This window comes from Paenibacillus sp. HJGM_3, assembly GCF_045062745.1.
Classification (GTDB): Bacteria; Bacillota; Bacilli; order Paenibacillales; family NBRC-103111; genus Paenibacillus_AA.
This window is the reverse complement of the sequence record NZ_JBJGED010000007.1, coordinates 285,582-301,755: the sequence shown is the minus strand read 5'-3', so window position 1 is coordinate 301,755 and position 16,174 is coordinate 285,582. Positions and strand designations below refer to the sequence as shown.

General features: G+C 56.4%; 17 protein-coding genes. 4 read left to right on the top strand and 13 right to left on the bottom strand.

Translation table 11 applies throughout. The annotated features are described in order from the left end of the window. The 4 genes from ACI5FR_RS10930 to ACI5FR_RS10915 all read left to right on the top strand — a co-directional run. The coding region (locus ACI5FR_RS10930; RefSeq protein ID WP_405454303.1) for a GerAB/ArcD/ProY family transporter at positions 1–1,055 on the top strand (1,055 nt) is incomplete at its 5' end. Beyond that, positions 1,052–2,260 (top strand): Ger(x)C family spore germination protein, encoded by a 1,209-nt coding sequence (locus tag ACI5FR_RS10925; protein ID WP_405454301.1) that lies wholly within the window; start codon positions 1,052–1,054, stop codon positions 2,258–2,260. The genes ACI5FR_RS10930 and ACI5FR_RS10925, both read left to right, overlap by 4 nt. Continuing rightward, complete coding sequence (locus ACI5FR_RS10920; RefSeq protein ID WP_405454299.1) at positions 2,257–2,481, top strand: hypothetical protein; 225 nt, start codon at positions 2,257–2,259, stop codon at positions 2,479–2,481. Before ACI5FR_RS10925 ends, ACI5FR_RS10920 begins: the two co-directional genes overlap by 4 nt. Before the next feature lie 21 nt (positions 2,482–2,502). Continuing rightward, positions 2,503–3,621 carry a GerAB/ArcD/ProY family transporter gene (locus ACI5FR_RS10915; protein ID WP_405454297.1) on the top strand — a complete coding sequence of 373 codons (1,119 nt, stop codon included), beginning with the start codon at positions 2,503–2,505 and terminating at the stop codon, positions 3,619–3,621. Positions 3,622–3,741: 120 nt separating this feature from the next. Here the strand turns inward: ACI5FR_RS10915 and ACI5FR_RS10910 are convergent, their stop codons facing one another. The 13 genes from ACI5FR_RS10910 to ACI5FR_RS10850 form a co-directional block, all read right to left on the bottom strand. Continuing rightward, entirely contained in the window at positions 3,742–4,323 is a 582-nt protein-coding gene (locus ACI5FR_RS10910; protein WP_405454295.1) for a hypothetical protein, read from the bottom strand. A gap of 23 nt (positions 4,324–4,346) precedes the next feature. Continuing rightward, complete coding sequence (locus ACI5FR_RS10905) at positions 4,347–5,096, bottom strand: energy-coupling factor transporter transmembrane component T family protein (protein WP_405454293.1); 750 nt, start codon at positions 5,094–5,096, stop codon at positions 4,347–4,349. A 10-nt stretch (positions 5,097–5,106) separates the two neighbouring features. After that, positions 5,107–5,958 (bottom strand): ATP-binding cassette domain-containing protein, encoded by an 852-nt coding sequence (locus ACI5FR_RS10900; protein WP_405454291.1) that lies wholly within the window; start codon positions 5,956–5,958, stop codon positions 5,107–5,109. Beyond that, positions 5,934–6,782 (bottom strand): ATP-binding cassette domain-containing protein, encoded by an 849-nt coding sequence (locus ACI5FR_RS10895; protein WP_405454288.1) that lies wholly within the window; start codon positions 6,780–6,782, stop codon positions 5,934–5,936. Before ACI5FR_RS10895 ends, ACI5FR_RS10900 begins: the two co-directional genes overlap by 25 nt. Positions 6,783–7,121: 339 nt before the next feature. Beyond that, entirely contained in the window at positions 7,122–7,313 is a 192-nt protein-coding gene (locus tag ACI5FR_RS10890) for a hypothetical protein (protein WP_405454286.1), read from the bottom strand. 307 nt (positions 7,314–7,620) lie between these two features. After that, positions 7,621–8,664 carry an alpha-L-fucosidase gene (locus ACI5FR_RS10885; protein WP_405454283.1) on the bottom strand — a complete coding sequence of 348 codons (1,044 nt, stop codon included), beginning with the start codon at positions 8,662–8,664 and terminating at the stop codon, positions 7,621–7,623. A 26-nt stretch (positions 8,665–8,690) separates the two neighbouring features. Beyond that, positions 8,691–9,554 (bottom strand): sugar phosphate isomerase/epimerase family protein, encoded by an 864-nt coding sequence (locus ACI5FR_RS10880; RefSeq protein ID WP_405454281.1) that lies wholly within the window; start codon positions 9,552–9,554, stop codon positions 8,691–8,693. A 131-nt stretch (positions 9,555–9,685) separates the two neighbouring features. After that, the gene (locus tag ACI5FR_RS10875) at positions 9,686–10,012 is read right to left on the bottom strand and encodes an ArsR/SmtB family transcription factor (protein ID WP_405454279.1); all 327 of its coding nucleotides are present in this window, start codon (positions 10,010–10,012) and stop codon (positions 9,686–9,688) included. A gap of 45 nt (positions 10,013–10,057) precedes the next feature. Next, positions 10,058–11,773 carry a SulP family inorganic anion transporter gene (locus tag ACI5FR_RS10870; protein ID WP_405454277.1) on the bottom strand — a complete coding sequence of 572 codons (1,716 nt, stop codon included), beginning with the start codon at positions 11,771–11,773 and terminating at the stop codon, positions 10,058–10,060. A gap of 142 nt (positions 11,774–11,915) precedes the next feature. Next, on the bottom strand, positions 11,916–13,022 hold the full coding sequence (locus ACI5FR_RS10865; protein ID WP_405454275.1) for a rhamnogalacturonan acetylesterase: 1,107 nt from the start codon (positions 13,020–13,022) through the stop codon (positions 11,916–11,918). A gap of 51 nt (positions 13,023–13,073) precedes the next feature. Then, entirely contained in the window at positions 13,074–13,328 is a 255-nt protein-coding gene (locus ACI5FR_RS10860; RefSeq protein WP_405454272.1) for a DUF6171 family protein, read from the bottom strand. A gap of 30 nt (positions 13,329–13,358) precedes the next feature. Beyond that, complete coding sequence (locus tag ACI5FR_RS10855) at positions 13,359–14,843, bottom strand: alpha-N-arabinofuranosidase (protein ID WP_405454271.1); 1,485 nt, start codon at positions 14,841–14,843, stop codon at positions 13,359–13,361. Then, positions 14,840–16,141, bottom strand: coding sequence for an FG-GAP-like repeat-containing protein (locus ACI5FR_RS10850; protein WP_405454269.1), 1,302 nt, complete (start codon positions 16,139–16,141; stop codon positions 14,840–14,842). The genes ACI5FR_RS10855 and ACI5FR_RS10850 overlap by 4 nt, the downstream gene beginning before the upstream one ends. Positions 16,142–16,174 lie beyond the last annotated feature (33 nt).

Genomic DNA, 16,174 nt, shown 5'->3' with positions numbered 1-16,174 from the left:
TGACGATCATCATGCACCCGACGATATTGGCCACGGCCGCGCTCTATGTACCCGCCGTTACGATGAGAATCGCGGGGACAGACACATGGATGGTTCCGTTCTTCGCTTCCATGATCGGGTTCCTCACCGTATATGTCATGGTACGTCTGCATGCCACATATCCGCAGTTGACATTCATCGAATATTGCCCGCATATCCTGGGACGCTGGTTAGGGCAAACGCTTGGGCTCGTCTATCTCATCTCGCTCCTGTACTCTCTCGGCATCGTCCTGCGGGAATACGGTGAATTCCTCGTCGGCCAATTCTTCATCGAGACGCCGCTGCTCGTCATGATCGTCTGCCTCGTCGCCGTCTGCGCCTATGCCCTCTATATGGGGCTCGAAGTACTGGCCAAGAGCGCCCAGCTGCTCGTTCCGATTGCGATCAGTATGATTGTGGTATTAGTCTTGTTCATGATTCCCGACATGAGATCTCATCATTTACTGCCTTTCCTGGAGAATGGGATCCGGCAGCCGCTGCTCGGCTCGATCACACCCGCGTCGTGGTTCTCGCAGTTTTTCGTGTTAGGCTTCCTGCTCCCGTATTTATCGCGTAAAGAGCATGCGCTGAGATGGGGCATGCTCAGTGTGGGCTTCGTGCTGTCTACTCTTATCGTAATCAATATTTCCGTCCAGCTCGTGTTCGGCTCGAAGATCGGGCGGGTACAATATCCGTTTCTCATTGCGATTCGCTACATCTCTCTGGCGGATTTCTTTCAGCATGTGGAAGCGCTCTTGATGGCCATTTGGTTGATCGGGATCTTCGTCAAAGTGGCTACCTTGTACTATGTGCTTACCCTCGGCACGGCACAATGGCTGCGGCTTGCCAGCTATCGGGTATTGATCATTCCCCTCGGGGTGCTCGGGGTGCTTTGCAGCATTTGGGTTTCCACCAATCTGCAGGGATTGACGCACCTGCTGGAATCCACCGTCCCGTTCTATGCGCTGCTCATGCAGCTTCTCGTCCCTATTCTCCTGCTGTTGATCGCGATGGCCAGAAGGAGGCGCACTGCATGAGCGGAACGCTTGCGCGTTGGGGCAGACGGCTTATTCTCCTGGTTGCGGCAGGGCCTCTCCTCCTCATAGCCGGATGCTGGGACCGTACGGAGGTGAACGATCTGGCGTTGGTAACCGGGGCGGCGATCGACCAAGTAGACGATACACAGATTGAACTGACGATCCAAATCTTCATCCCGCAAGGCACCGGCGGCGGCGGCCTGAGCGGGTCCCAGAAGCAGACCGGCGGCAGTCAAATCACTTATACCATCTCGGCCACGGGGACGAACATAGCCGAGGCGATTTCCCATATGCAAGAAAAAATGCCCCGCAAAATTTTCTGGGGACATTCGGAGATCTTCCTGTTCGGAGAAAAAGCGGCTCGAAACGGGATCGAGGATGACATCGACTTCCTTATGCGGGCGCCGCAGCCTCGGGAGAGGGCGTACCTCTACACCGTCGAGGGGGAGGCCAAGCGCATACTGGAAGTGCATTCCATCTTGGAGCGTACAACGGCCGAAGTGTTAAGGGAGATGTCGAAGAGCAAAGTGTCGCTCAGCGTGACACTGGCCGAATTCGGCAAAATGCTGACCGGCGATACGAATGCGGCGGCTATGCCTTGGCTTCGGGAGCTCCTTCCGCTCAATCAGCAATCGACAAAGTCGTCCGATTATACAGTCGGAACGGCGGTATTTCACAAAGACAAGCTGGCGGGCGTGCTGAACGATACGGCGTCGAGAGGCGTGCTTTGGATACGGGATGAGATTCGGGATGCGGTCATTACGGTAAAGCCGGCTGACGTGCCCGGCAACGTATCGCTGCGGATGGTGAGGAGCAGTACGAAGCTTAAACCGGTCATTCAAGATGGAAAGTGGAGTATGACGGTCAAGATCAAGTCCGAGTATGATGCGCTGCAGAATGGCACGAAGCTGGATCTCGCCACCGACAACACGGCGATTCACGACGTCGAGGAGGCAGCTAACCAGGAGATCGAAAGTCGGGTGCGGCAGGCGTTAGAGCTGGCTCAGAAAAAATGGAAGACGGACATTTTCGATTTCGCGGGCGAGTTTCACCGGAAATATCCGCAAGCCTGGAAGAAGCGCAAGGACGAATGGGAAATGCTGTTCCCGCAGATGGAGGTCCGCATCGAGTCCGATACCAAATTGCTCCGTCCCGGGAGTTCTAATATTAAGTCGGACCTTGTCAAGGAACAAACTCCGTCATGACATGGAAGTCGATCGCGATATGGATGGGACTCAGCTTGCTCATAGCGGTAACCCACTGGATACAAGTGAGACGGGCTCCGATGCGGGAAAAGGCGGCCTGGGTGGTTATTCTGCTTTTGAGCTTTCTGCTGGCCGCGGCATTGATGCTGGATCCCGAATTGCCGGGACCGACCCAGCTTGTGAACAAGGTGTTCGGGCGGCTCGGCACCTTGATTCAGTGAAGTGAGAAGGAGAGTGTACCAATGCGGGAGTCGGATTCGATGGCGATCACCGGCAAGCAATTGTTCTGGCTGATCTCGACGATGCAAGTCGGGATGACGGTCCTCCTGACGATTAATCCGATGATCCTAATCTCGAGGCAGGACGCTTGGATGTCGAGCGTCCTCGCCGGATTGATCGGCATGTTCGTCGCCTGGGTGTGCTCCAGGATCAGCCTGCTTATGCCCGGAATGACGCTTGTGGACTATGCCCGCAGCTTGCTCGGGTCCTGGCTCGGGAATGCGCTCATTGTCTTGTATTTGGTCCAATGGTATTCGGTCCTGGCTATCATTCTGCGCCAATATTCGGAGCTGATCGTCGGGTCGGCGCTGCTCAAGACGCCAATGACCGTTCCGATGCTCGGCATGCTGTTTGTGGCGGTCTATGCCGTCCATAGCGGGCTCGTGACGATCGCCCGCTGCAGCCAAATCTTCGGACCGTTTATCCTGCTTGGCATCGCCGTTCCGATCTTGCTCAGCCTAAGAGACTTCGATCTGCGCAATCTGCAGCCCGTATATCAGGATACCGGCTGGATGACCTTGATCCATGGCTCCCTGCCGACCGGAACGTTCCTCGGGGACTGCGTCATGCTGATCTTCTTGTTCCGCTTTGTCGCCAAGCCGGCCACAGGCGTTCGGCCCGCCATCCTGGGCGTCGGGATAGCCGGGCTCTTGGTCGGCGCGGCCACATTGCTTATCGTCGGCGTCATTTCCGCCGCGAGGGCGGCTGGATCGACGTACCCCTACTTTCAGCTCGTACGATATATTTCTTATACCGATTCGTTTCAGAATCTGGATGCCATCGTAGTCGCCTTATGGATTTCCGGGGTGTTCATCAAGATCTCGCTCTATTTGTTCGTCAGCGCCTATGGCACATCCCAGTTGCTGGGGGTTAGGCGATGGAAGCGATCGCTCTGGATCATCGCGCCGCTCGCGCTCGGGCTCGCTTATATCCCGCGGGATTTCATCCAGAGCTCGGTGCAGTTCCCTCAGAACATAGCGATCCCGTTCATCTTGCCGTTTTACTATATCGGCATGCCTATCGTGCTGTTAGGCTTGGCCAAGCTTCGGCAGGTGAGGCTCGAGCGGGGGCGCCAAGATTGAAGCCGATACGACTTCAACCTGCCGGCGGGATTTCACGAATACCACTCCTTTGCATGAGTTGCAAAAGACCCAAAACGTAAAAACGGCCCTGTGCAGGGCTACAGAGCCGTTTCGTTTTTATTATCCGTGTACGGATTTTCTTAATCTCGTTAATACTCGGAGGCTGATTTCCGTCCATAATGCGCTATAAAGCAAACAAAATAGAAAGATATACGCTGCTGTAGCGATATCCCAGCTCTGGGCAACCGAGGGGCCGAGCAGTGGAAACCGAAAAGCGTATAACAGCAGCGCAATTCCTGCCCATAATACAAAAGCGGATAGCAAGACAACCTGAATGCGATTGCTGGAGCGAGCAATGCTGAAACCTAATGCCAGCCCGAGCAATCCCGTTGTAAACGGAAAGACGAATAATTCGCTTGGTTGAATGAGGAGCAGTAACACCATGCTAAGCGCATAGGCGGCAAATCCCGAGCGTAATGAAATGAGCGTCGCCAATACTACCGGAGCGGTCGATAGCGGGCTAAGCAAGTAACCCGGCCCTGGTAAAAAGCCTCCCGCCGATTGGAATAATGCGGATAGTGCACTTAGAAAGGCAATCGCAACGAGTGTCCTTGTTGGGTTGGCACCGGCGCGGGCCAATACCGATACGGATTCCATCTGCGGTAACGGCTTTGCCCAATAATTGTGAAAATGGTCACGCATGTTTATACCGCTCCCTTCTTTGATCACTCAGAATTAATATGAATAAATGGAAGCAGCAGGGCCAGGATCAACACGATGATATCGAGCCTGCCTAATTTCAATGGATAGAGCGTGGTTCGCTCGCTGCCGGGCCGGAAACAGCGGGACTCCATAGCATCGGACAAGCGTTCGGCACGCCTGAAGGTCGTGAGAAGTAACGGCGTCAACAGGAAAATCATATCTCTCCCCCGCCAAGCCAAATTCCATCTGCCATACTGCGGTCCCCGTACTCTCTGTGCTTGCATGATTCGCATGAGATCTTCCAAAAGAAGCGGAAGATAAATGACGGCAATCATGAACATAACCGCACACGATTCGGTCTTCACCCCAAAGCGGCGCAAGGGGGACAACATTTTGCGCAGCCCTTCCAATTGTTTTTCTGGCGGCGTAGTCGATAAAAGGATCGTAACCATTAGGATAAAAGAAATCATTTTTAACGTCATTAGCGCCGCGTCCTCTACTCCGTTTAACACGATTTGAAGGGAAATGAATAGGAGTAGGACGACTAACAGTCCTCGAGTATTTTCCCAGAATAAGTAAAAACGGAGTTTGGAGAGCAGAAACAAAAATAAGGCGATAAGCGTATATATAAAGCAGGTTGTAAGTGAATGGGAAGTAACAAGACTTATCGAATAACTAACGGCAAACCCATATTTCGAGCGGGGATCCAGCCGGTGCAGCAGGGAATCGCCAGGTACATATTGCAGAGTGGATAACGCTCCGAAGCTGCTCATGGTTCATCTCCTAAGTCCGCGTCAGTCGTTCGGTTATAAAGGCGAGGAGCTGGTTTTCTTGAATGAGCTCCGAATCGATTTTTCCCGGGAAAAAGATTTCGAGTTCCTTGCGGAAGCGCAGTAAAGGTGTCGGTGATAAAGCTATAGCAGGATCTTCCAACACATTTCGGATTTCGGCAGGTTTCAAGTCATATACTAATCTTCCGTTATTTAATATGACCAGCCGATCTGCGTAATCCAAAGCATCCTGTAGATGATGGGTAATGCAGACGATCGTCATAGGCTTGGTTCGTTGAAGTTCGGTCAGCAAAGCGAGAAACTTTCCGCGTGTCCATGGATCCAGTCCGGCCGTCGGCTCATCCAATATCAGAATCTTGGGCTCCAGAACGACGGCTCCTGCCAATGCCACCCTTCTTTGTTCTCCGCCGCTAAGTTGAAAAGGAGAGCGATCCTTGTATGCTTCAAAGGAAAGTCCAACGCATTCCATCGCGTCTTTCACTCTTCCCGTTATTTCCTGCTCGCTATACTTCTTCCGGCGAAGCCCGTACCGGATATCCCGGAATACCGTTTCTTCAAACAACTGATGCTCGGGAAATTGAGAAACGTAAGCGACTTTGTTCGATAGAGCGGAGCGGTTTTTTCTGCTGTTCGTCGGGATATGATCCACGTATACGAGACCGGTGTCAGGCATTAAAAAACCGGCACACAGCAATCCCAAAGTGGTTTTGCCAGACCCGGAAGGGCCCATGATGGCAACGAATTGTCCATCGGGTATGGAGAACGTAATGCTGCCCACTGCTTTATGCTCCATGACCGTCTTTTTGGCATGCGTATAGCTTACATCGCGGAAATCGATTCCCATATCGATTTGGCCAATTCCTTTTCCGATCCGCAGCAGGCAGGCAGTTCCATACCTTTCGTGCGAAGCGCTTTTTGTAAACGTACAAGAAACGGGGGCAGCGTCTGAGCCTCTTCGAGAATGTCGGCTTGCTTCATTAATGTGGGGACGTCTCCGGCAAAAGCAAGTCGTCCATGATGGAGCACCAAAATCCGGTCCGCCTTCCAGATGTCTTCCGGATCATGCGTAACTTGAATGACGGTAAGCCCCATACGATGAAGATCGGACATGACGCCTAGCAGCTTGCCGGCGTTTTGCGGATCCAACATGGACGAGGCTTCATCAAAAATAATAATTTGCGGCTCCATGACGAGGATACCGGCGATCGCAACCGATTGCTTTTGCCCGCCGGATAACGTTCGAACGGGACGGTACCGAAGTTCTTCTAATCGCAACAACTTCAATATGTTGTCTATTCGCGAGATTATCTCCTCCCGCGGGCACAATAGGTTTTGCAAACCGAACGCGATATCCTCTTCGACCGTAACGCCGACTGTCTGTTCATAGGGATTTTGAAAAACAATTCCAACCGACTGACGGATCTTTCGAACATTCGCAGGACCGGTAGATTCCCCGAAGACGAGCACCTGTCCCAGACTTGGTTGCAACAAGCCGTTTACTAATTTAACGAAGGTGGACTTCCCCGAACCATTTCCTCCTACGATGGATATCCATTCGCCAGGAGCAATGCTAATATTGATATCTTTTACGATCCATTCGGTATGCTCCGAATAACGGAATGAAACGTTCTCAAAAACGACGGACGGCGATTTGGCGGCTGCGGGCATCCCATTTCCCCATTCCCTTTGATTCGTTACGATTATATTCGAGTGAAAAGGAGATCATTCGGCCTGGATTTGTCCGAATTACCGAATGCTCACACGGATACCTGGCATAGAATCGAGATCGGTGCGGTGAATAATAAGCTGCCGTCCCCCGGAGGTTTTCAAACCCGAGCCAATCCTTCCCCCCACTGCAGATTAAACGGCGCGAGCCATCGGAAGCCAAAAATTGGATTACAAAACGTAAAGAGCCGGTCCATATAAAAAAGACCGTATTCAGCTTGGAAAAAAGGCTTAAAACGGTCTTTTCGTAGTTTTTCTGTAAGGCCAAACGATTAGCATGGCTCACACCGCTAATGATTTTAGATAGATCATGCAGCACGCGCCCCACTCGTCGGGTGTAGTGGCGAGCAGAGCGTCCAGCCGGCCCGCCTGCGCAATCTGCCCAGCAGCCCGTCCTCCTCGAACTCGGCCAAGATGCGGCGAATCGACGTCCGGCTCAGCTTGCTGCTCGCTCAGCAGCCACTCGGTCGGCAATTACTCCCCGGCGTGAAGACTCCCGCTCAGAATGCGGTCCCGGACCTCCCGACGTACGGCCTCGAACCTCGCTTCGAATCCGGCTCGTTTTCTCATCATAAGCCGCCGACATAATGGAACGAGAGGTCCCGCATAGCCGGTTCCCCCTCACTCTCCGTGATGTCCAACCGGACTTCGGACGCCTTCACGGCCGGAATCCGGATAATCGCCTTGTGGCCGATATTCCGGCCCTCATAGATCGGGACCGGCCGGCGGGATTTGGCCGTTATGATCGTGATCGTGAAGCGCCGTACCCGCTCGCCGCCCGTCAGTCTTCCCCGATTACGATATGATCGATGAGCATCGGCTGCTCCGGCTTATATAGCCATGACCGGTCGGCAACCGTGCACTCGGTGAGCGTCCCCAGGGGGGATCCGAAGCGCCGGCTGATCTCCGCTCCCATCTGCTGAAGCCGTTCGGCGTCCAGCTCGGGGAAGCGGCCTTCCCGGTCGGGGCCCACATTCAGCAGCAAGTTCGCGCCCCGGCCTACGGAGAGATAGTACAGCCCCATCAGCTCATCCAAGCTCTTTGCCGTATGTTCGTTTTGGTCGCTGTAGAACCAGGTGGAACGCAGCTGCACGTCGCATTCCGCCGGCAGCCACAGCTGTCCGTCCAGCCGGTCCTGCCGTTCCGTGTAGATCGAGAAGTCGGTCGTGTCCACGACGTTCCAGCACGGCAAAGGCGCGATACCGTCCTCATTGCCCACCCAGCGGAAGTTCGGATCGCCCATGTTAAAAATCAATATATTCGGCTGCAAGCGGCGAATCTCCCCGATAATGCGAGGCCAATCGTACGTATGTCCCTCGGAGCCGCATCCGTCGAACCACAGGATGTCGATCTCCCCATAGCCGGTCAACAGCTCTGTAATCTGATTCACGAAGTAGTCGTCGTAAGCTTTCGCGTCCTGCGAGTAGAACCCCGCCGATCCGTCATAAGGCGAATAGTACAGGCCGGGCTTCAAGCCGTACTTCCGGCACGCATCTACAAATTCGCGTACGACGTCGCCCTGACCGCCCTTCCAGGGGGAAGCCGCGACGGTAAATTCACTATATCGGGACGGCCAGTTGGAGAACCCGTCATGATGCTTCGCCGTCAGCACCGCGTACTTCATTCCCGCATCGCTGGCCACCCGAATCCATTGCTCGCAGTCCAGTCCCGACGGATGGAAGGCATTCGGTGTCATCGGCCTCTCGTCGAAATCCTTATAACCTTCATAAAACGTACGGAGCCCAAAATGAACGAACAGTCCGAACTCCCAATCCTGATAAGCCAGCTGTCTGGCGGTTGGGGTTACATGCGTTACCGATTGCATAATTCCGACTCCTCCCTTTTCAAGACTCATTCCGCCATTGCTGCCAGAGAACGCCGAATCAGGGCAATCGTCTTGCGCGCTCCCTCGATCTCGTCCCCGTCCCGCGGCACGCTCTCCACGCCCCAACTGCCTGCATAGCCGCTACCCGCGAGCAGCCGGCAGAAGGCGGAAATGTTCTGAGTCAGCTCATCGCCCTCATCGGTGAAATGAAAGGTTTTGATATGCAGCAGCTTGGCATACTTGGCGCATTGCAGCCATCCATCCGCTTGCTTGCCCGGGGCCCAGTTCCAGGAATCGAGCAGCAGCCCGAGCTTCGGGACGGCGTCCAGAATGGCAATCAGCTGGTCCGGGTCGCGGGACGGCCCCCAGTGATTCTCGATCAGCACTTGCACGCCGGCCTCCTCCGCCCGGGCTATAATGTCATTGTAGCCGTCCACGATGATCTGCAGGACCCCGTCTGTCAATACTTGGGGACCGCCTGCGTCGATCCGAATGTGCGATGCGCCTAGCTTGGCGGCCACCGCGATCCAGCGGTACGCTTTCTCCCGGTTTTTGCGGCGGTCTTCTTCGCGCTCCTCGTAAATATGCGCACCGTCCACCGCTATGCAGCCGAACGGCAAGCCCGCTTGCTCGGCGGCGGCCTTCACCCGGTCCAAGTAGTCGTCGTCCGCCGCGGTCAGATGGTGGGATTGGCCCGGGTTCGAGCCCGCATGCAGCACTTGGCTGCCGCTGTCGAGCTCTGCCAGATGGGCGTTCCAGGGGTCGAGCTGCGTGCAGCCAAGCGTCTTGCAATCCGCGATGTATTGGAAGATGTCCTGCTTGCCTGCCGCCAATAGCCGGTGAAAGCTGTACGAGCATATGCTAATGTCGATGTTCTGAGTCTTATCCATGCGACTCTGCCTCCCTGCGGAACCCCGCTCAGTGATTGGTGCCTTTGACGTTATGTCCTTATCCTACCACGTACGGTGCACGCCAAAAAGGCTGTTCACTGAAATCGCGCTGCGAGTCCGGGAACAGCCTTCTATTGCTCCGTCAAACGGTCGAACATGGAGATCGTATCGATGAGATGATTATTGAAAATTTCGCGAGCGACGGCCAGCAGCTCTTTAATCATCGGATCGCGCAGCGAATAGGTGACTTTGTTCCCGTCCTTCGTACCGAACACGATGTTCTTGCTGCGAAGGATCGCCAGCTGTTGGGATACGGCAGAGCCGTCGCTCCCGATGATCGCTTGCAGCTCATTGACGTTTTTGTCCCCTTCCGCCAGCAGCTCCAGAATCCGAATCCGCAACGGATGGCCTAACGCTTTGAAGAAATCCGCTTTAAATTGCTGAAGCTCTCGATTCAACACATAGTCCTCCATAGTCGGTGTGGCTTAGCGATGTCTTATCCATTATGGGGTTCGCTCCGATAATTGCTCGCATTCCCGGAACGCATAGTGCCGGCACCCTACACACTTGTTCGGCTCCACTCGGGCTAGAGCGTACGCAATCGCGTCCCCCGTCCGCTCGAACATGTGAACCGGCCCGATCGTCGCGGCTAGCCCCGTTCTCTGCAAAATCTCTTTGGGTTGGAACTGGAGACCGGAGACGAGCACGAGCTTATTTTGATTTTTACATGCTTTGACGAGTTTGGCAAGCTTGGCCTCACCCGTCGTATCGATGTGCGGCACTAGGCCCATGCGGAGAAGGACGATGTTCGGATCCTCACGGATGAGCCGCCGGATCGATTCCTCGAAGGCGGAGGCCGCTCCGAAGAAAAGGGAGCCCTCGATTGTAATGATGCTGATTTGCGGACAATCGTGGTTATCGGTTACGGTGGCGGCTTCCAGCTTCTCCTGCCGGCCGGAGCGGTTCGGCAGCACCTTGGCGACCGTCAAGCTGTCGCTCATCCGCTTCACGAACAAAATCATAGCCAGCACGAGTCCGGCCTCCACCGCTACCGTCAAGTTCACGAATACCGTAAGGGCGAACGTAATCAACAGGACGATCGAATCTCCCGACCGTGTCCGCAGCGTATGGGCGAAATGCGCGCGCTCACTCATGTTCCACGCGACCACCATCAGAATCGGTGCGATGCTGGCAAGCGGAATCCGCGCGGCGTACGGGGCGAACAGCAGCAGCACGAGCAGGACGACGAGGCCATGGAGCATCCCGGAAATTGGGGATACCGCACCACTCTTGATGTTGGTCGCCGTACGGGCGATGGCCCCGGTAGCCGGTATCCCCCCGAATAGCGGCGTGATGACGTTGGCCACTCCTTGCCCGATCAGCTCGCGATTGCTGTTGTGCCGGTCCCCGGTCATCCCGTCGGCCACCACAGCGGACAGCAGCGATTCGATTCCGCCCAGCACCGCGATGACGAGAGCCGGGTTCAGCAGCTGCACGACTCGGTCCAGCGTGATGTCCGGAATATGAAAGGCGGGGAGCGTGCTTGGAATCCGACCGAACGTGGACCCGATTGTCGCCACTTGACCGTCGAAGAAAATCGTCGCTGCAACGCTGGAGAGCACAAGCCCGATCAAGGAGCCCGGCACCTTGGGCAGGACGCGCGGCGTAATCAGGATCAGTGCCAGACAAAGGCTAGCTGTGATTACGCTGTACGGGTTGACCGAGCCGAGATGCAGGACAATTTCCTTCATATTGGCTATGAACGCTTCATGCTTCTCAATGTCGGAGAGCCCCAGGAAATTGGCGATTTGTCCCGAGAAGATGATCACAGCAATACCGGCGGTGAACCCGATCGTGACGGGCCGTGGAATATAATGAATAAGCGCTCCCAGCTTCAAGAGCCCCATCAAGATCAGCAAAATCCCGGCCAGGATGCCGGCGATGAGCAAATTCTCGTACCCGTATTGGACGACGATGCCGAACAGGATCGGGACGAAAGCGCCCGTAGGACCGCCGATCTGCAAGCGGGATCCCCCTGCGAGCGAAATCAGGATGCCGGCGATGATCGTGGTGTATAGACCATACTCCGGCTTCACCCCGGACGCAATGGCAAAAGCCATTCCTAGCGGAATGGCGATAATCCCGACAATTAAGCTGGAGATGCAGTCTTTCTGCAAGGATTGAAGATGATAACCTTCGAAACGTCCTTTCCATTTCATGCCGGCAGCCCTTCGTTTCCTGTATATTTGATTATTTGAATATACAGTAAATATAATCCCCGGCTTCTTGTCTTGTCAATGCACTTTTCGTCTTCGAACGAAGAATAACATCATTTGCAGCACGGATTGGGCAACTCCACGGTCAACGCAAATAAAGCATGAGCGGCTGCAGCCCCAGCTGCTGAAGCCCCTCCTTCACCAATCCGGCAACCTGAATGGCGCCGTGCTCCTGAAAGTGGGTGTTGTCGTTCACACCCTCCGGAAAGTTCATGAACTCGCCAGGCGCGAGCTGCATGAATATGGACCGTGTCCCTTCCGGGCCTAGCCGCTCGAACAGCTCCTTGCTTTTGGCTGCCAGATCGACCAGCGGCACGCCTTCGCGGCCAGCGAGCTCGCGCACGGCCGTCGCGTAATCGCCGTGCGTATCCCGCAGCGTTCCGTCGTCCTCATAGAAACGCCGATGCACGGGGGTGAGCAGCACCGGGAAAGCATTCCGCTCCCGGGCGCCATGGATGTATCGCATGAGTGTTTCCTGGTAGGTCGTGAACGGCTCGGTATGACGCGCTTCATCGAACTTCTGGTCGTTATGGCCGAATTGAACGAGCAAGTAATCATAAGGCTTGATGCGGCTCCAGATCGCATCGAGGTGCCCTTCTCCGATAAAGCTTTTGGAGCTCCGACCCGACAACGCATAGTTGGCCACGGCGGCGTCCGCCTTGACGAACAGCGGCAGCATCTGTCCCCACCCTGCATACGGATAGCCGTCCGTAGGCTGTTCCGTCACCGTCGAATCGCCGGCCAGGAAGATCGTGCACGTCTGCGGCGTGTGCGAGATTTCTAGCGCATTCAGCCGAGGCGCGAGTCCCCCGAAGACGAGCGCCAATCGTCCGCCCGTTACCCAGACGGAGAAGCTCGTCCGGACGTATTGGCCCGACCCGGTGCGCAGCTTGTGAACGACGAGCCGCCCCTCCCCGGTCTTGATCGTCGTTTCCGTCGCGGCGTGCTCATCGCCGAGCAGCGCGGTCACCGTGTAGATCCCGTCCGGCACATCGACGATGAATGAAGCCTCGTAAGGAATAATGAAATCGCGGCGGAGCGTCCCGCCTTCTCCCCGGTTCAAGGCGCTAATTTTGTCGGCTCGGACGAAACCATACGTGCGCGAAGGGGAATAGCGATCGTTTAGCGTTATTTTCGTATAGCCTTCCTCCGCCTCGTCTACACCGAAGTCGAACCGGTACAAATCCGTCATCGCCTCTCCGCCCCTCTCCCTCTCTTTTCTCTGCCAGCAAAAAATAGAATGCTACCACTTCGGCGTTTGCGGAAACGGACAGGAGGAGGCCGCGAGCTTCGCTCTCCAGCGGACCAGACAGCCGCAATACCGGCATGTGGTTCCTCCGAGCAAAGCGTCGCACGACTCGCAGAGGGATAGACGTTGCCGGTATTGCGCCTCCGGCACCAGATCCCCGTCTCCCAGCACGACGCGATCCCAGAGCCGCTCCGCAGCCGCGATCTGTTCCGGGTCCAGGCAGCCTTTGCATCCGTTCCACTCAGACATCAGACGCTCCTCCTTTAACCTATTCATTAGTTACCCAAGCCTAAGTACGACCACCGAAGCCGGCGGCAGCTGGACGGAGAGCGATCCGTCCTGCAGGTTGTAGGATTCGAACGGCTCCGGCTTCACCGTCTCCGGCTCCTTGAACGTATTATGCGCGTTCAACTCGCGGTTGGTCAGAATGCGTCCGCTTATGCCGGCCGAAGCAAGACCGGGCACAGTCGCTTCGATTGTCGCGCCTTCGGCGTGATGCAGATTGCAGAGAGACAAGTTCAGGATCCCGTCCGCCCCTCTCGAGCACGATACCGACAGCTGAGGGATCGTGCGGCCCTCGTACGTATAGTCCGGGCTGACGTAGTCGACAGGGATCGATTCCGCATCCTGGTGGACTTGGAACATGTCGAACACATGATAAGTCGGCGTCAGCAGCATCCGTTCGCCTTCCGTCAATACCATCGCCTGCAGCACGTTGACGGTCTGGGCGATATTCGCCATACGCACGCGCCGACAGTGCTTGTGGAACAAATGCAGGTTGACGCCGGCTACGAGCGCATCCCGCAATGTGTTCTGCTGGTACAGAAAACCGGGATTCGTACCGGGCTCAACGTCATACCAGGTACCCCACTCGTCCACGATCAGTCCGACTCGTCGGTCCGGATCGTACCGGTCCATGATGGCGCTGTGCTTCTCTAGCAATTCCTCCATGAACAACGTTCGCTCGAGCGTGTTGAACCAGCCGGAAACGTCGAATTCGGTGGAAGAGCCTTTCTCATGCCACTCCCCGGTTGGAAGCGTGTAGTAGTGCAGACTGAGGCCGTCCATAAACCGCGCGGCTTCACGCATGAGCACCTCGGTCCAATTATTGTCTGCGGCATTCGCACCGCAGGCGATCTTGTAGATGCGGTTGCCGCCGTAATTGCGGACATACGTGGCGTACCGGCGGTACTCGTCGGCATAATAGTCCGGACGCATGTTCCCACCGCAGCCCCAGTTCTCGTTGCCGACGCCGAAATAACGGAGCTTCCACGGCTCCGGCCGGCCGTTCTCCCGGCGCAGGTCCGCCATCGGCGATTCGCCGTCGAACGTCATATATTCCACCCATTGCTGCATCTCATAGACGGTGCCGCTGCCGACGTTGCCGTTGACATACGGCTCCGCCCCGATGAGCTCGCACAACCGGAAAAACTCGTGCGTGCCGAAGTGATTGTTCTCCACGGTGCCGCCCCAATGCGTGTTGATCATGCGGGGCCTAAGCTCGGCGGGACCGATGCCGTCCTGCCAATGGTACTCGTCGGCGAAGCAGCCGCCGGGCCAGCGGAGCACCGGGATGCGCAGCCTTCGAAGCGCTTCGGCAACATCGTCGCGGATCCCGTCGGTATTCGGAATCGGAGAGTCCGTCCCGACCCAGATGCCTTCATAGATGCAGCGCCCCAGATGTTCTGCAAAATGTCCGTAGATCGCCCGATCGATCTTGCCAGCCGGCGTTTCCGGCCGTATGTTCATCCTTACTACTGTCATCTAGCGCTCATCTCCTTCGTATTCTGTCCGATGGGAACTTCTCCGCCCGGGTACAACGTAGAGCTGGATAGCCGCTTGGGCTGCGGAATCTGTCGACCTGACTTTTCTGACAGCTCGAGCGGACGGCTGGAGTAGATCGAGGCCGTCTCGTCATTGTAGATAATGACTTGCACCATCCCGCAGCCAAGCAGATCGCCATATACGGCATAGCCCTCCGCATTGAACTGCACAACCGGGTTCATATGGCCGTCGTACAAGGTCGGCGGCACTCCGCCGCCGCGCCGGTAAGCCAGGATGTGATCGAGCCCGCCCTCGTCCCAGCCTCGCAGCGGCTCGATAATCGTCAGCCACCCGGCCGTCGAGCGGTCTTCTTTCCACAGCTCGTTCCCCTCACGGTCCAGCAGGAACAGGGCGTCCTTGCCCTTACGCCCCTTCCCGTCGTCCTCCCTCACTAGGCGATCGAGGCCCGCAATTTGCAGCCCCGGCAGATCGTCGCGGAACCGGCCCAGCGCTACGTGCTGGGATTCGACGGACCCGGTGTAGCGCCACAGCTCGTTGCCGTGGCGGTCGTACATGACCGTAACGCTTCCGCCGATGACGAGTTCCGGCTCGCCGTCTCCGTTCACGTCACCGACCCAGATGCAGTCGGCGTGGTCCTCCAGCTCCCGGCAGCTCCAGAGCGGCCGCCCGTCGTGATCCAGCAAGTCGTACCCGGCCATTACCTCGTCGCGCCCGTCGCCGTCGAGATCGTACACCCAAGGGAAATGCCCCGGGTTGCCCTCGTGCTTCCACAGCAAGTTGAAGTCGCGGTCCATAGCCCAGAGCGTATGATACCGGTCCTTCAAAATTACGTCCCCTGCATACGTCCCACCAGTCAGATTGGCGACGATGATACAATCATGGGCGTGCGGGCCGGGCAGCTCGCGGGCCGACTTCACATGCCCCGTCTGTCCGTCCAGAATGACGAACCGGCCATCCATGACACACAGCACCTCCAGCCGGCCGTCACCATCGATGTCGGCGATCTGGGCCGGATAATCCGAGCCTTGGCTGCCGGCGTTCGTAGTCGGCTCCCCCGTCTGCCACAAGAGGTTGCCATCCAGGTCGAATGCGGTCACGCATTGGACCTGGTGGGGGATATAGCGCACATCCTTGCGGGCATCCGGCTGCACGAGCACCAGCTCCATGCGCCCGTCCCCGTTCACGTCGCCCAGCAGCATCCGGCAGCGGGGCCCTGCCGCCCCGATATTCAGTCTTCCGGCCAAGTAAGGCTCTTGCCCCAACACAGACTTGTTCATAGCTATACTTCCTCCTCGCTCTAGGCCTATTGG

Bases quoted from the DNA above. Each gene is read 5' to 3' on its own strand.
- ACI5FR_RS10925 (WP_405454301.1), top strand. From the start codon at position 1,052: ATGAGCGGAACGCTTGCGCGTTGGGGCAGACGGCTTATTCTCCTGGTT.
- ACI5FR_RS10920 (WP_405454299.1), top strand. From the start codon at position 2,257: ATGACATGGAAGTCGATCGCGATATGGATGGGACTCAGCTTGCTCATA.
- ACI5FR_RS10915 (WP_405454297.1), top strand. From the start codon at position 2,503: ATGCGGGAGTCGGATTCGATGGCGATCACCGGCAAGCAATTGTTCTGG.
- ACI5FR_RS10910 (WP_405454295.1), bottom strand. From the start codon at position 4,323: ATGCGTGACCATTTTCACAATTATTGGGCAAAGCCGTTACCGCAGATG.
- ACI5FR_RS10905 (WP_405454293.1), bottom strand. From the start codon at position 5,096: ATGAGCAGCTTCGGAGCGTTATCCACTCTGCAATATGTACCTGGCGAT.
- ACI5FR_RS10900 (WP_405454291.1), bottom strand. From the start codon at position 5,958: ATGGGAATCGATTTCCGCGATGTAAGCTATACGCATGCCAAAAAGACG.
- ACI5FR_RS10895 (WP_405454288.1), bottom strand. From the start codon at position 6,782: ATGCCCGCAGCCGCCAAATCGCCGTCCGTCGTTTTTGAGAACGTTTCA.
- ACI5FR_RS10885 (WP_405454283.1), bottom strand. From the start codon at position 8,664: ATGCAATCGGTAACGCATGTAACCCCAACCGCCAGACAGCTGGCTTAT.
- ACI5FR_RS10880 (WP_405454281.1), bottom strand. From the start codon at position 9,554: ATGGATAAGACTCAGAACATCGACATTAGCATATGCTCGTACAGCTTT.
- ACI5FR_RS10870 (WP_405454277.1), bottom strand. From the start codon at position 11,773: ATGAAATGGAAAGGACGTTTCGAAGGTTATCATCTTCAATCCTTGCAG.
- ACI5FR_RS10865 (WP_405454275.1), bottom strand. From the start codon at position 13,022: ATGACGGATTTGTACCGGTTCGACTTCGGTGTAGACGAGGCGGAGGAA.
- ACI5FR_RS10860 (WP_405454272.1), bottom strand. From the start codon at position 13,328: ATGTCTGAGTGGAACGGATGCAAAGGCTGCCTGGACCCGGAACAGATC.
- ACI5FR_RS10855 (WP_405454271.1), bottom strand. From the start codon at position 14,843: ATGACAGTAGTAAGGATGAACATACGGCCGGAAACGCCGGCTGGCAAG.
- ACI5FR_RS10850 (WP_405454269.1), bottom strand. From the start codon at position 16,141: ATGAACAAGTCTGTGTTGGGGCAAGAGCCTTACTTGGCCGGAAGACTG.